The sequence below is a fragment of the Rossellomorea aquimaris genome (assembly GCF_020172085.1).
GTDB lineage: Bacteria > Bacillota > Bacilli > Bacillales > Bacillaceae_B > Rossellomorea > Rossellomorea aquimaris_E.
The window spans coordinates 538,358-551,935 of the sequence record NZ_JAIVAT010000003.1; the positions used below are offsets into that span (position 1 = coordinate 538,358).

Annotated in this window: 16 protein-coding genes; 12 read left to right on the top strand and 4 right to left on the bottom strand. The window is 42.4% G+C overall.

Annotation, left to right across the window (positions count from 1 at the left end):
- The first annotated feature begins 1 nt into the window (after window position 1).
- The 5 genes from LCL96_RS03385 (at window position 2) to LCL96_RS03405 (ending at window position 5,251) form a co-directional block, all read left to right on the top strand.
- Window positions 2–1,279, top strand: coding sequence for a peptidase U32 family protein (locus LCL96_RS03385; RefSeq protein WP_224941277.1), 1,278 nt, complete (start codon window positions 2–4; stop codon window positions 1,277–1,279).
- A 5-nt stretch (window positions 1,280–1,284) separates the two neighbouring features.
- Window positions 1,285–1,920, top strand: coding sequence for a uridine kinase (udk, locus tag LCL96_RS03390; RefSeq protein ID WP_224940050.1), 636 nt, complete (start codon window positions 1,285–1,287; stop codon window positions 1,918–1,920).
- A gap of 173 nt (window positions 1,921–2,093) precedes the next feature.
- On the top strand, window positions 2,094–2,570 hold the full coding sequence (gene greA / locus LCL96_RS03395; protein WP_034760526.1) for a transcription elongation factor GreA: 477 nt from the start codon (window positions 2,094–2,096) through the stop codon (window positions 2,568–2,570).
- A gap of 101 nt (window positions 2,571–2,671) precedes the next feature.
- Window positions 2,672–4,429 carry a peptidoglycan D,D-transpeptidase FtsI family protein gene (locus LCL96_RS03400; RefSeq protein WP_224940051.1) on the top strand — a complete coding sequence of 586 codons (1,758 nt, stop codon included), beginning with the start codon at window positions 2,672–2,674 and terminating at the stop codon, window positions 4,427–4,429.
- Window positions 4,430–4,546: 117 nt separating this feature from the next.
- The gene (locus LCL96_RS03405) at window positions 4,547–5,251 is read left to right on the top strand and encodes a YrrS family protein (RefSeq protein WP_224940052.1); all 705 of its coding nucleotides are present in this window, start codon (window positions 4,547–4,549) and stop codon (window positions 5,249–5,251) included.
- 249 nt (window positions 5,252–5,500) lie between these two features.
- Here LCL96_RS03405 and LCL96_RS03410 read toward each other — a convergent pair whose 3' ends face one another.
- On the bottom strand, window positions 5,501–5,707 hold the full coding sequence (locus LCL96_RS03410; RefSeq protein ID WP_224940053.1) for a DUF2536 family protein: 207 nt from the start codon (window positions 5,705–5,707) through the stop codon (window positions 5,501–5,503).
- Window positions 5,708–5,896: 189 nt separating this feature from the next.
- Between LCL96_RS03410 and LCL96_RS03415 the strand changes: the two genes are divergently transcribed.
- The 6 genes from LCL96_RS03415 (at window position 5,897) to LCL96_RS03440 (ending at window position 10,296) form a co-directional block, all read left to right on the top strand.
- Window positions 5,897–6,535, top strand: coding sequence for a class I SAM-dependent DNA methyltransferase (locus LCL96_RS03415; RefSeq protein WP_224940054.1), 639 nt, complete (start codon window positions 5,897–5,899; stop codon window positions 6,533–6,535).
- Window positions 6,536–6,550: 15 nt separating this feature from the next.
- Window positions 6,551–7,243 carry a 5'-methylthioadenosine/S-adenosylhomocysteine nucleosidase gene (mtnN, locus tag LCL96_RS03420; protein ID WP_224940055.1) on the top strand — a complete coding sequence of 231 codons (693 nt, stop codon included), beginning with the start codon at window positions 6,551–6,553 and terminating at the stop codon, window positions 7,241–7,243.
- Window positions 7,244–7,380: 137 nt separating this feature from the next.
- A complete protein-coding gene (locus LCL96_RS03425; protein WP_224940056.1) occupies window positions 7,381–8,304 on the top strand; it encodes a PLP-dependent cysteine synthase family protein in 924 nt (307 codons plus the stop codon).
- 2 nt (window positions 8,305–8,306) lie between these two features.
- Window positions 8,307–9,443, top strand: a complete 1,137-nt coding sequence (locus tag LCL96_RS03430) for a bifunctional cystathionine gamma-lyase/homocysteine desulfhydrase (RefSeq protein ID WP_224940057.1) — start codon at window positions 8,307–8,309, stop codon at window positions 9,441–9,443.
- A 102-nt stretch (window positions 9,444–9,545) separates the two neighbouring features.
- Window positions 9,546–9,785, top strand: a complete 240-nt coding sequence (locus LCL96_RS03435) for a YrhC family protein (protein WP_224940058.1) — start codon at window positions 9,546–9,548, stop codon at window positions 9,783–9,785.
- 370 nt (window positions 9,786–10,155) lie between these two features.
- Window positions 10,156–10,296, top strand: coding sequence for a YrzI family small protein (locus tag LCL96_RS03440; protein ID WP_224940059.1), 141 nt, complete (start codon window positions 10,156–10,158; stop codon window positions 10,294–10,296).
- Window positions 10,297–10,764: 468 nt separating this feature from the next.
- Here LCL96_RS03440 and sigK read toward each other — a convergent pair whose 3' ends face one another.
- A complete protein-coding gene (gene sigK / locus LCL96_RS03445) occupies window positions 10,765–11,481 on the bottom strand; it encodes an RNA polymerase sporulation sigma factor SigK (protein WP_224940060.1) in 717 nt (238 codons plus the stop codon).
- Window positions 11,482–11,664: 183 nt separating this feature from the next.
- Here sigK and LCL96_RS03450 point away from each other — a divergent pair, with 183 nt between their 5' ends.
- A complete protein-coding gene (locus tag LCL96_RS03450; RefSeq protein WP_224940061.1) occupies window positions 11,665–11,802 on the top strand; it encodes a hypothetical protein in 138 nt (45 codons plus the stop codon).
- A 453-nt stretch (window positions 11,803–12,255) separates the two neighbouring features.
- On the opposite strand, the gene pssA is transcribed toward LCL96_RS03450, so the two are convergent.
- Both pssA and LCL96_RS03460 read right to left on the bottom strand, forming a co-directional pair.
- Window positions 12,256–12,795 (bottom strand): CDP-diacylglycerol--serine O-phosphatidyltransferase, encoded by a 540-nt coding sequence (pssA, locus tag LCL96_RS03455; RefSeq protein WP_224940062.1) that lies wholly within the window; start codon window positions 12,793–12,795, stop codon window positions 12,256–12,258.
- Window positions 12,796–13,104: 309 nt separating this feature from the next.
- Window positions 13,105–13,245, bottom strand: coding sequence for a sporulation histidine kinase inhibitor Sda (locus LCL96_RS03460; RefSeq protein ID WP_044339579.1), 141 nt, complete (start codon window positions 13,243–13,245; stop codon window positions 13,105–13,107).
- Between the last annotated feature and the right edge of the window lie 333 nt (window positions 13,246–13,578).

A 13,578-nucleotide genomic window follows, 5' to 3' on the forward strand; every position in this document is an offset into this window, starting at 1 on the left:
GATGACCACGGTTGTAAAAAAGCCCATATCGAAACAGGTGGACGGAAAGCGTGTCATTGTGAAGAAACCTGAACTACTGGCTCCTGCCGGAAATCTGGAGAAATTGAAGATTGCTGTCCATTATGGGGCAGATGCAGTCTATATCGGTGGACAGGAATATGGTCTGCGCTCAAATGCCGGTAATTTCACCCTTGATGATATGAAAGAAGGCGTGGAGTTTGCAAAGAAATATGGTGCAAAGATTTATGTGACAACAAATATCTATGCCCATAATGAAAACATGGATGGACTGGAAGAATATCTCCGTGGATTAGAGGAAGCTGGAGTGGCTGGAATCATTGTAGCTGATCCTCTGATCATTGAGACTTGCAGAAGAGTGGCTCCGAAAGTGGAGGTGCACTTAAGCACGCAGCAGTCCCTTTCTAACTGGAAAGCTGTTCAGTTTTGGAAAGAAGAAGGGCTTGATCGCGTAGTACTTGCCCGTGAAGCCAGTGGAAGAGAAATCCAGGAAATGAAAGAAAAGGTGGATATTGAGATTGAAACCTTCATTCATGGAGCCATGTGTATTGCTTATTCAGGACGCTGCACGCTAAGTAACCACATGACGGCCAGGGATTCTAACCGCGGAGGCTGCTGTCAGTCATGCCGCTGGGATTATGATTTATATGAATTGAACGGCAGAGAAGAGAATCCTCTTTATAATGAAAATGATGCTCCTTTTGCCATGAGCCCGAAAGATTTGAAGCTCGTTGAATCCATTCCGGGAATGATCGAATTGGGAATTGACAGTTTGAAGATTGAGGGACGCATGAAGTCCATTCACTATGTGGCCACTGTCGTTAGTGTGTACCGCAAAGTGATTGATGAATATTGTAAAGATCCAGACAACTTCGTCATTCAACAAGAATGGCTCGAGGAGCTGGAGAAATGTGCGAATCGTGACACTGCTCCGGCATTTTTTGAAGGCGTACCTGGATTCAAGGAGCAGATGTTCGGGGTCCATAACAAGAAGAACACAAATTATGAATTTGTCGGTCTTGTGTTGGACTACGATGAAGAAACTCAAATCGTCACACTGCAGCAACGGAACCATTTTAAGACCGGACAGGAAGTAGAATTTTTCGGTCCTGAAATCTCCAACTTTACTCAGGTAATAGAGAAATTGTGGGATGAGCGGGGTAATGAAATCGAAGTAGCCCGTCACCCGTTACAAATTGTGAAATTCAAGGTTTATCAGAGAGTATATCCTGATAACATGATGCGAAAGGAGAACATCTAATACTTATGAAGCAGAAACCCGTTGTGATCGGTGTAGCAGGAGGATCAGGCTCTGGTAAAACAAGTGTCACCAAAGCCATTTATGAGCAATTTCAAGGTCATTCGATTTTAATGCTGCAACAGGATTATTATTATAAAGATCAGTCCAATCTACCATTCGAGGAACGTTTGAAAACGAATTACGATCATCCGCTAGCCTTTGATAATGATCTGTTGATTCAGCATTTGCACGGCCTTTTAGATCATCAGTCCGTTAATAAACCGGTCTATGATTATAAAATGCATACCCGTTCTGAGGAGACGATTCTTGTTGAACCGAAGGATGTCATTATTTTAGAAGGAATTTTAGTATTAGAAGATGAAAGATTGCGTAACTTAATGGATATCAAGTTATATGTAGATACGGACGCTGATCTTCGCATCATCAGAAGAATGCTTCGTGATATTAAAGAGCGCGGCCGTTCCATCGATTCCGTCATCGATCAATACATTACAGTCGTTCGTCCGATGCACAATCAATTCATTGAACCGACAAAGCGATATGCCGATGTGATCATCCCTGAAGGCGGCCATAATCACGTGGCGATCGATTTAATGGTAACAAAAATTCAAACAATTCTTGAACAAAAGTCATTTTTGTAATACGATAGCATAGATAAAGACATATAGGCTAGATTTTACATTTTCCCACATTGTAAAGAAGCAGGGAATGGAGTGAGAAGAGATTCTCCCTCCATTCCCTCCCTTTACATACGTAGCACATTTACATATAGAGTACGGGAAAGCTCTTAGAGAGAAAAGGAGTGAAGAGGGTCATGAGTACAGAAAAAGTATTTCCTATGACAGCAGAAGGTAAAGAAAAGTTAGAAAAAGAACTAGAGAATTTGAAAACGGTTAAACGTAAAGAAGTGGTTGAGCGCATCAAGATCGCTCGCAGCTTTGGAGATTTATCCGAGAACTCCGAGTACGACGCAGCGAAAGATGAACAAGCATTCGTCGAAGGTCGTATTTCTACATTAGAAAACATGATTCGCAACGCGAAAATCATTCAAGAAGATGACATGAATTCAGATACAGTACAATTAGGTAAAAAAGTGACATTCGTCGAATTACCAGACGGTGATAAAGAAACCTACACCATCGTTGGTAGTGCAGAAGCTGATCCATTCGAAGGAAAGATTTCGAATGATTCACCAATCGCGAAAAGCCTTCTTGGTCATAAAGTAGGCGCAGAAGTGAATGTTCAGACTCCAGGCGGGGAAATGAGCGTTAAGATTGTAGAAGTAAGCTGATTTTGTTTAGAAGGGACTCACAATGTGAGTCCCTTCTTTTTTTATGCCTCAAGAAGATTATTTCATATGATTCTCGTCAACAATGTGGACGAGGTGACAAAATGAAACGGAAACGAATCAGGCTGTTTAGTATCGTCCTATTACTTGCTTTCTGTGCTCTATCTGGGAGATTGATGCAGCTGCAATTATTTCAAACCGAATCTTATTCTGATCATAAAATCAATCTCCTTGAAGAAAGTGTCACACAACGGACGCAGCAATTGGTGATCGATGAAGGCAGGGGAGAATTCCTAGACCGAAACGGCGTCCCCCTTACGTTTACTGAAAAAAACGTCCTGGTTCTATTTCCTTTCCTTGACCAAATGGAATGGCCAGTGGAGAAAGTAGCAGATATCCTTCATGTCCCTGCATCAACGATTCAATCAAAAGTGAAGGAAGCGAATGGCCCTATCATTTTCGGCGGGAAAGAGCCCTTTAGGCTTTCGGAAGAGCAGATGAAAGAAATTAATTCACTTGAAATCCAGGGGGTATTTGCTCTAACGAAAAAGTTTAAAAGCAGTGATGTTCCTGCTTCGCAGCTGATTGGGGTAACGGGTGAAAACACAAATGAATTTCACGAAAGGTACCCAGACAGAGTGAAGGGTGCCAATCAGAAAATCGGGGTCTCAGGGCTTCAAGAGAATTTTGATGAGTGGCTGGTCGCGGAAGAGGAAGCAAAGCTGATTTATCATGTCGATGCAAGAGGTGGACCATTATTCGGAGTAGATGTTAAGTACCTGGCACCGGCCAATCCATTCTACCCTTTGAATGTTAAAACGACCATTGATGCCGATATGCAGCTTGCCTTGGAAGAAGTGGCAGATACGTATCACATTCAGAAGGGGGGACTGCTTCTTCTTGATATTGAAAAAAGTGAAATACTCGCCAGTGTTTCAAGACCTGCCATGAAAAGCCGTGATCCTTTTAGTGGGGGGGCGACGAATTACATGCTGAAAGCACTGATCCCGGGATCTGTGTTCAAGACCGTCGTGGCGGCTGCAGCCATGGATGAAGGATTAGTTGATGAGACACGGCTTTTTCCGTGTGATGAAGATATCCGTGGTGGAGCAGCGGAAAAGCCTCACGGGAACATCAATATTAAGAGCAGCATCGCAGTTAGCTGTAACCGGACGTTTGCGGACCTTGCGAAAGAGCTGACGGAAAAGGATGATCATCTCCTGGATGAATACGCAGAGAAGATTGGGTTAATCGGTGATATCTCTTGGAAAGGAGACGTTTTTCATTACGAAGATTTTCCACAGCTGCAGGTGAGCGATGGAAGGATTTTTGTATCCAACGATGAAAGAAAAGATTCGAACTATGTTTCCCAGACAGGAATAGGACAACGAGAAGTCCGGGTCACACCGCTCGGTATCGCGAATATGATGGCTACCATTGCCAGGGGTGGAGAGAAGTTTCAAGTGAGTGCCGTATCGTCCGTACAGTATCAAAATGGGTCCAATATGTTTTCCTTCCCTAAACAGAAGATCGAGGGCGAGACCATCACCCCCTATACGGCCATGAAGCTTCAACAATATTTAAGGGGCGTGGTGAACTCGTCGGAAGGAACGGCAACCTATTTGCAAACGGCCGCCTACACCATCGCTGGAAAGACCGGAACCGCACAGACCGGAAATTACCGGGGAGAAAAAGTGAAGGCAAATGAATTATATAATAAATGGTTCGCCGGCTACTTCCCTTTCGAAAATCCCAAATACGCCCTTGTTGCCGTCAACATGGACGTGACCATTAACGAAGGGGGAATCTACCCCATCTTCAAAGATGGCGTCGATGCCATCTATCGACTTGAAAATCAATGATAGGCAATACCTCCTTCCTGTGACCATTTTCCCTTTGTAGGCAGGCTGGATAATGTTTCGCTTTATTCTTTTCCTCTTATCATGTTAAAATGTTTAGGATAATAGGGAGGGAACACAATGGCGAAATACCAATCTCGATTAGATAAACGAACCAAGAGAAATACAAATAAAATTCTAAACATCATGATTGCAGTTGTACTTCTATTGATTGTCGTTGTCGGAGGCACCATTGTATTTGGTGGAGGAGACGAAAAAGCAACAACAGACGCTCCTAAGAATTCAGAGACAAAAGATGCTACTAGCGATAAAAGCGCAAAAGAAGATAAAGATAGCGATAAATCTGTTTCAATGGAAGAAAACAGTGATTCAGAGGATAAAGCTGACGAAGAAAATGATAAAGAAGATGAGCAAAAGCAAGACGAATCTTCTGATGACAGTAAAGAAAATGTCGCATTAGATGGAGAAGATGACAGCAAGATGCAAGTAGAGGAAAGTGACGAACCTAATGTGGCGAAAACGATGGTGCATCCTGACTGGAAGCCTATTGGGACTGAGCAGACAGGTGAACACGTCTCTTCTTATGATCAAGGCACTGTCGACTGGCAGGAAAAAATTAAGGCTGTTTCATATGCAACCGGCATTCAGGAATCCAATATGACCGTTTGGTGGGTCGAAGGGAATGGCGGTCCTCAGAAGTCCATGGCCACCGTGACAGCAAAGGATACAAAGACACCTTATCGCGTATATCTGCAGTGGGTAGACGGCAAAGGTTGGCAGCCGACGAAAGTTCAGGAATTAAAGGAAAATGATAAAGCTTCTTAATGTGAAGTTTGGAGAAGAGGGTCCTAAGGGCTCTCTTTTTTTTGTGTAGTGGTTAGATTGATGTTTTGTTTTTAAAAAATTAATGTAAAATGGCTGGATTAAGTTCCATTTCGGCTGGATTTACCTCGTCCTAACTGAATGTTGGTCAAAAATAACCGGCATCATCCTACTGATACATAGGAAATCCGTTGCTATCTATGAAAACATAAAAATAAGGCCCTGCCGATAAGGAAGGGCCTTTACCCATGGTTACTTCTTCACTTTAAAATGAACCGCCGCACTGTACAATCTTCTGCCATTCTCATCGATGGAAACGGCATGATCCACATGGTGGACGGAGAGCATGATGGCTTTGTTATGCTGAATTTGCTCGTCTACCTTCTTCTCCAGCGTCCGCATACTGTCCGCTTCGAAAAATTCTACTTTATCTTCAATTAAATCAAATGAAATATTCATGGGGGAAACCTCCTTCATAACGTTGATCCAGATGGGTTGACCATCTTTATTTTAGTGCCCATCTCCTTTTTTTACAAATAATATTTGTTGAATTAGTCAGGAGAATATGATAATTTAATAACAGTTTTAATTTTAATTCATAGTATGTTTATAGGAATTATAAACTTAATGCAACTGAGGTGCTGAACCATGGGTAGAGAGTTTTTGGATCTGTTCGAAGACTGGGCGGATTCTTATGATGATACAGTGACTGGGAAAGACGTGGAATATCAAGCGGTTTTCGAACATTATGAATCGATTCTTGAGGAAGTCGCATCCCATTCGAAGGGAAGAGTCGTGGAGTTTGGACCCGGTACAGGAAATCTTACCAAGAAATTATTGGAAGCTGGACTTGAGGTCATCCCCTTCGAACCTTCCCCGGAAATGAGAGCGATTGGAATGCAAAAGCTTGGGGAACAGGTTACCTTCAGAGACGGAGACTTTCTGGATTTTTCTATAGAAGGAGGAGCCGATTCCATTGTAAGTTCATATGCGTTTCATCACTTAACCGATGAAGAAAAGGGAAAAGCTTTCGGCATCTATGGAAAGCTTCTAGTACAAGGTGGTAAAATAGTATTTGCTGATACGATGTTTGAAACGGAGCAGCATTATCAAGCCGCCATATCCCTGGCAATGAAGAAAGAGTATGATAACCTTGCTGAAGATTTAAAACGTGAATATTACACCACTCTGGATGTATTGAGAGAGTTATTACATGAGAATGGGTTTTCGGTCCGTTTTAAGCAAGTGAATACGTTTGTGTGGATCATGGAGGCGACTAAACAGTAGAAAGAGGTTTAAATAATGAAAATCGCCATCATCGGAGCAATGGAAGAAGAAGTAGCCCTATTAAGAGAGAATATTTCAAATCCTGCAGTGGAAACGATCGCAGGATGTGAATATACAAGTGGTACTATGCATGACAAAGAAGTGATTTTACTTCGTTCAGGTATCGGAAAAGTGAATGCAGCGATGTCAACGGCTGTTCTATTGCAGCACTTCAAGCCGGACTGCATCATCAACACAGGGTCAGCAGGAGGATTCGATCCTTCTCTAAATGTTGGGGATGTTGTCATTTCAACTGAAGTAAGACATCATGATGTGGATGTAACAGCATTCGGATATGAATATGGTCAGGTACCACAGCTGCCGGCAGCCTTTACTGCAGACGAGAAATTGAAGCAAACCGCTATCAATAGTGTAAAGGAACTCGGAGACGCACAGGTGGTATCCGGATTGATCGCTACTGGCGATTCGTTCATGAATGATCCGAAGCGTGTGGATGCGATTCGTGATAAATTCACTGGCTTACAGGCAGTGGAGATGGAAGCGGCCGCCATTGCTCAAGTGGCACATCAATTCCAGGTTCCATTTGTTATCATTCGATCACTATCCGACATTGCAGGCAAGGAATCAGATGTTTCCTTTGATCAATATTTAGAAAAAGCGGCACTGCATTCTGCGAAAATGGTCATGAGCATTGTAAAATCTGTTTAATACATTGAAAATACAGCTGACCCAGGCACCTTCACCACTCATCAATTGAGATAGGACATGTTCAACAAGCAGTCCATTCATCATTTATGAGAATGGTGGGTACGTGGGTCAGTTTTGTTTAAAGGGGGATTATAGGTATGGACGTGTATAAAGGGGTACATGAACTGATAGGAAACACACCCATTGTGGAACTCACACATTTCCCTTTGAAGAATGGCGTCCGCCTTTTTGCTAAACTGGAGTTTTTTAACCCTGGAGGAAGCGTGAAGGACCGCCTGGGGCTGGAGCTGTTAGAAGACGCGATTGAAACTGGAAAAATACAGCCCGGGGGAACCTTCATTGAACCGACGGCAGGCAATACGGGGATTGGTTTGGCTTTAGCCGCCGTGAATTCAGGGTACAAAGTGGTATTCTGTATACCGGAGAAATTCAGCATGGAAAAACAGGAGCTGATGAAGGCGCTTGGAGCAGAAATCGTTCATACGCCTACGGAAAAGGGAATGAAGGGAGCCATTGAAAAAGCGGCAGAATTGGTCAATGAAACGCCAAATTCCTATTCCCCCCAGCAATTTGGAAATGAAGCCAATCCGAATACGTATTACAAAACGCTGGGTCCGGAGCTGTGGAGGCAGATGGATGGTCAAATCCATACCTTCGTCGCTGGTGCTGGCACAGGCGGTACCTTTATGGGGACGGCACGCTTTCTTAAAGAAATGAGTGATACGATTAAAACAGTGATTGTCGAACCAGAAGGATCCATCCTCAATGGAGGAGAATCAGGACCTCATAAAACGGAAGGCATTGGTATGGAGTTCCTGCCTGAATATATGGATTCAGATTACTTCAACAGTATCCACACCATCACAGACGATGATGCTTTCAAAAGGGTGAAGGAACTTGCATCATTGGAAGGGCTTTTGGTAGGGAGTTCTTCTGGAGCCGCCCTCCATGCAGCCTTACTCGAGGCAGAAAAGGCTGAACCGGGAAGTCATATCGTCACGATTTTTCCGGATTCAAGCGAACGATATTTAAGTAAGAAAATTTATCAAGGAGGAATCTAATCATGAAAAAGAAAACACAATTAATTCACGGTGGTATCCCGACAGATCCTCAAACAGGTGCTGTCTCCACTCCGATATATCAGGTTAGCACGTATAAGCAGGATGAAGTAGGAAAGCATAAAGGCTTTGAATACTCACGTTCAGGAAATCCGACCCGCCACGCTCTGGAAGAGCTGATCAAGGATTTGGAAGGCGGAGAAAAAGGGTTTGCTTTTGGATCAGGAATGGCGGCCATCACGGCGGTCATGATGATGTTCAACAGCGGCGATCATATTGTGATGACAGATGACGTTTATGGAGGTACCTACCGCGTCATGACTAAGGTGTTAAACCGCATTGGCATTGAATCTACATTCGTAGACACAAGTGATGTCAGCAATATCGAGAAGGCCATTCAACCGAATACAAAGGCTGTATACATTGAAACACCAACCAATCCATTACTGAAAATCACCGATATCGAGGCGGCAGCTTCTTTAGCCAAGAAACACAATTTGCTGACAATCGTAGATAATACGTTCAGCACCCCGTATTGGCAGAATCCGATCAGCCTTGGTGCAGACATCGTCCTTCATAGTGCGACGAAATATATCGGAGGACACAGTGATGTAGTCGCAGGTCTGGTTGTGGTGAATTCAGAAGAACTTGCAGAAGAGTTATTCTTCGTTCAGAATTCCACAGGTGGGGTTCTTGGCCCGCAGGATTCGTGGTTGCTCATTCGAGGAATTAAAACACTGGGACTTAGAATGGAAGAGCATGAAGAAAACACAAGAAAAATTGTCGAGTTCCTTACTTCTCATCCGAAAGTATCGAAGGTATACTACCCAGGTCTAGAAACTCACCCCAATCACTCCATCGCCAAGAAGCAGGCAACAGGATTTGGTGGCATGGTTTCCTTTGATGTAGGCAGTGAGGAAAATGCAGACCGCCTTTTAACGAATACAAAATTCTTCACATTGGCTGAAAGTCTGGGGGCGGTAGAAAGCTTGATTTCTGTTCCAGCCCGCATGACCCATGCATCCATCCCGAGTGAGCGTCGGAACGAACTCGGAATCACAGACGGCCTCGTTCGGATCTCTGTAGGACTTGAAGATGTGGAAGATCTGATTGAAGATATAGAAACTGCCCTTTCCAAGTAGGGATACGTGTGGCAGAGCTGGTATCAATTACATGCCCGCCTGCTTCCATTCATATGTTACGATAGAATAAGAGTTTACTAGTTCTAAAGTAGGTGAATGCATATGAAAAATACAAGCAAAAAGACTATTCAGCATAAGGTCATCGACTTCAAACGATTTGGTTTTACGTTACTTGCACTGAGTGTCTTCATGTATTTAGGCGTCATCATTCCAACAGTAACGGTTACACCCGGCAAAATGATCCCTCTTATGACAGGGACCGTTGTTTTACTCGGGCTGTCACTATTCTTTTTCATTAAAGCGATCAAGTATAAGAAAGATCTGCAGTCAGCAGATGAATAAATAACAAAAACGGGTCCTCGTGGAGGACCCGTTTTTTTGTATGAGTAAATGTGGAAAATTGTAGAAAATAAATGCAAGAAAAGAGTTTACATTACGATGGAAATTGGATATACTAACCAATGTAAGAAAAAAACACTAATGGGAGGTCGAAGGAAATGTTCGTGCTTATTGGAAATAAACACACAACTTCATATCGTTTTCATCATTCGACCACTTGTGGGATGTTCTTTGCTTAATTTTAATTTCATTAAATGATAGCCACAGGGAGAATGTAGATTCCTATGGCTTTTTTGTGCCACAAGGATCGGTCTCTTTGTGGCTTTTTATTTTGCCCTGCACTTTTGCAGGCACGTTGAAAGGGGTGATATGTATGACACTGAATCTTTTATTTATAACTGTAACCTTTAATAAGAAACAAGCAACGTTTGAAGAAGCTTCTCACAACGAAACGGTTTCAAAAAACTTTGAAGAAACGAAAGCGAAGCAACACTTTATGTCTCAATTGTTTTAATTCTTAAGATCAAAATATGGAGAGGAGAATAAAGATGATTTATTTACAGGAGAAAATGTTGAATGCGCTATGGGTAGAGAAGGATACTGCCTAACGAAAGAGGGTGGTGGAGAGATGTTTTTGAATATTGTCATTTGGTCCGCTTTCTTCCATAAAAAGAAGAAGCGCAGAATGAATGTGTAGATGGAGGAGGATACCCGTTAGTGGGTATTCTCCTCTTTTTATACAGACTGGTCACACATCTGTCAATCTTTAGTAAAGAGTTGTTCACGAATGGAAGGGGAGAATTGGTTAATTCGTGATACATTAATAGTAAGAAGTGCATATTACTGAGGGAGAGGGATGACGATGTTCTCAATGATCATGGGTCTTATTATGACATCTGTGATTGGTTTGATCATTTCTGCAGAAGTCAGTGTAGAGTAGTGAAAATGAAAAGAAAAGCGGTCCTTGGACCGCTTTTCTTTATTAGGATTTATTCCGTTTTTCTTTTTCCTCACGATAGAATTCGTGAAACATCTTCATGAGCGCCCGTTTTTCGATCCGTGAGACATAGCTTCTTGAGATCCCTAGTTCCTTTGCTATTTCTCTTTGGGTCTTTTCTTCTTTTAAGTCCAATCCGAATCGTCCGACAATGACTTCCTTTTCCCTTTCATCCAGAACACAGATATATTTTCTGACCTTTTCGAGTTCCATGCTTAATTGAATGGTATCAATGACATCATCGCTTTCCGACTTTAAAATATCGATCAAGCTGATTTCGTTTCCTTCCTTATCCTGGCCGATGGGGTCATGAAGGGAAACATCTTTCTTGGTTTTCTTGAGGGCGCGCAGGTGCATAAGGATTTCATTCTCGATACAACGTGCTGCATAGGTGGCTAGCTTTGTGCCTTTTCCTTCTGAATAGCTTTCAATGGCTTTGATCAATCCGATGGTCCCGATGGAAATCAAATCCTCTGGATCTTCGCCTGTGTTTTCAAATTTCTTGACGATGTGGGCAACCAACCTGAGATTATGTTCGATGAGCATGTTGCGGGCGTGTTCGTCCCCATCTGCCATCAGCCTTAAATATTTCCGTTCATCTGCAGCGGAAAGTGGTTGAGGAAAGGCGTTATTTTTAACGTAAGAAACGAGGAAAATTAACTCCTTGAAGAAATAACCCAGTGCTGTTAGAACTCCAGACATACTTCCACCTCCATTAGGACTTAAGCCTATAATCATTCTTATGATAAAGATGGATTGTCCTTGCATGTCCACGTAAAGTAATCGGGAAAATTGCGCTATTTCCGTAATAAAGAGGAAAACTGCCTATACGCACATTCCCTAGATACATATACTGATAGTAAAAGTGAGTGAGGAGGTATGGCCATGCCTTATGGATATCCGTGTTACGGACCAGTCTATCCAGGTTATTATGGCGGTGGAGGATTCTACTTTGCCCTCGTCGTCGTATTACTCATCCTACTTTTCCTATTCGGTGGCTGGTGGTACTACACCAACTGTTAAACGAAAAGCGGAGGCGGCTTGATCTGGCCCGACAAGCATAAGATGAATCGACCGGAAAGGCGTTCTTTGCCTTTTTGGTCGATTTAGCTTATGACCTCGAGGGCCAAGCCGCTGGAGCTGGACAAAGAAAAGCGGAGGGGCTTTGCCCAGAGGCGACAAGCATAAGGCGAACCTGTCGGAAAGGCGCTCTTTGCCTTTTTGGCAGGTTTGACTTATGACCTCGAGCCTCTAAGCCCCGGAGCTGGATAAGAAGAAAAGCGGAGGGGCTTTGCCCAGAGGCGACAAGCATAAGGCGAACCTGTCGGAAAGGCGCTCTTTGCCTTTTTGGCAGGTTTGACTTATGACCTCGAGCCTCTAAGCCCCGGAGCTAGACAAAACGAAAAGCGGAGGCGGCTTGATTTGGCCCGACCCAAAACAAACAAAAGAACCCGGTGCCCCGGGTTCTTTTGTACATTACATCTTCTTTAGTGTAAACGGGCTGATCATCAAGATTGATAGTATGATCACGATGCATAAAAGCAGCACGTTTGAAATATGTGGGATCGCGAAGTAGCACATTGTCAATAAACAGCCGGCAGCGGTAATCGGCAAACCGGTAAAGTAGCCGTCATTTTCTGTGATATTGAAACGTGCCAGTCGATAAGCACCACAGGCCAAATATAAAATAGTGAAAAACATGCCTGGTAAGTCAAACTGGTTGAGAGCAGCCGTATACATAAGTAAAGCCGGGGCCACCCCGAAGGAAATGATGTCGCTCATGGAATCCAGCTGCTTGCCTAATTCTGACTCGATGTTCAACCTCCTAGCCACCATTCCATCGAATCGGTCAGTTAATGCAGCGATGAAGATGAGAATCAGACTTAAATGTAATTGGTTATGAAGAATCGAAATAATGGCGATACCACCTAATGATAAATTGGATAGGGTAATTAGGTTGGCTGTTTGGGCTTTAAGCTTTTTGAACGTTTGATCGATGACACCGGAGAGAAACAATCAACACTCACTCCTTCTAATTAAGTTTGTTCACTGTTGAACATGATATATGGCTAAGAATGCTTGAACAAATAATCCTTACCTTATACGTTGAAAAAAAGATTCTTTTAAATATAGTATATAATAATATTTTATTATATACTTATTAAACTGCTAAAGTTAATCATTTTTTTGAAATGATGTAGAATTGATCGGTGTACTGACCATAAGGAGTTCCCGGAAATGAGTCGGCAGGGAAAATACCGGGGAATCTAATGAATAAAAAAAGGACGGATTCTAAACAAATCCGTCCCGTTTCATGTTCGTATTCTACGAAGTAGCTTTTATTTTATTAGTAAGAGATCGACGGTGAATTTCCATTTCGATGAGGCGAATGAATTCTGTATTGAGTTTCAACTCCAGCGCTTTGAAATAAGAATCAATCAACAGTTCGTCCGATAATTTCCTCATTAATGCCACCTCCAATAGCCATTATCTTTTTGTATCTCAAAAATTTATTGTAAGTACGTTTTTTAGTAGTAATTAAACTTTACCAAATTTATTTTTTCAGAACAAGCGTTCCGTTATCCACAGTTCATGGTGGATAAGTTGTGACTAACTTGTATATAACTGGTAAATAAGCGATGTTTGTGTTCTGTATAATGTGAATAAGGTTATCCACAACCTTGAGCGGAACTGGAAATTTGTCGAAAAATATTTATTTATTTTAAGAATATGCTTGAAATTCCAGGAATATATATGATTTATTTTGAATCTGTATGTAAAATTGGTTATCATTAATCT

Bases quoted from the DNA above. Each gene is read 5' to 3' on its own strand.
- LCL96_RS03400 (WP_224940051.1), top strand. From the start codon at position 2,672: ATGAAACGGAAACGAATCAGGCTGTTTAGTATCGTCCTATTACTTGCT.
- LCL96_RS03435 (WP_224940058.1), top strand. From the start codon at position 9,546: ATGAAAAATACAAGCAAAAAGACTATTCAGCATAAGGTCATCGACTTC.
- sigK (WP_224940060.1), bottom strand. From the start codon at position 11,481: ATGTCTGGAGTTCTAACAGCACTGGGTTATTTCTTCAAGGAGTTAATT.
- udk (WP_224940050.1), top strand. From the start codon at position 1,285: ATGAAGCAGAAACCCGTTGTGATCGGTGTAGCAGGAGGATCAGGCTCT.
- LCL96_RS03430 (WP_224940057.1), top strand. From the start codon at position 8,307: ATGAAAAAGAAAACACAATTAATTCACGGTGGTATCCCGACAGATCCT.
- greA (WP_034760526.1), top strand. From the start codon at position 2,094: ATGAGTACAGAAAAAGTATTTCCTATGACAGCAGAAGGTAAAGAAAAG.
- LCL96_RS03385 (WP_224941277.1), top strand. From the start codon at position 2: ATGACCACGGTTGTAAAAAAGCCCATATCGAAACAGGTGGACGGAAAG.
- LCL96_RS03425 (WP_224940056.1), top strand. From the start codon at position 7,381: ATGGACGTGTATAAAGGGGTACATGAACTGATAGGAAACACACCCATT.
- LCL96_RS03415 (WP_224940054.1), top strand. From the start codon at position 5,897: ATGGGTAGAGAGTTTTTGGATCTGTTCGAAGACTGGGCGGATTCTTAT.
- mtnN (WP_224940055.1), top strand. From the start codon at position 6,551: ATGAAAATCGCCATCATCGGAGCAATGGAAGAAGAAGTAGCCCTATTA.
- LCL96_RS03405 (WP_224940052.1), top strand. From the start codon at position 4,547: ATGGCGAAATACCAATCTCGATTAGATAAACGAACCAAGAGAAATACA.
- LCL96_RS03440 (WP_224940059.1), top strand. From the start codon at position 10,156: ATGACACTGAATCTTTTATTTATAACTGTAACCTTTAATAAGAAACAA.
- LCL96_RS03460 (WP_044339579.1), bottom strand. From the start codon at position 13,245: ATGAGGAAATTATCGGACGAACTGTTGATTGATTCTTATTTCAAAGCG.
- LCL96_RS03450 (WP_224940061.1), top strand. From the start codon at position 11,665: ATGCCTTATGGATATCCGTGTTACGGACCAGTCTATCCAGGTTATTAT.
- LCL96_RS03410 (WP_224940053.1), bottom strand. From the start codon at position 5,707: ATGAATATTTCATTTGATTTAATTGAAGATAAAGTAGAATTTTTCGAA.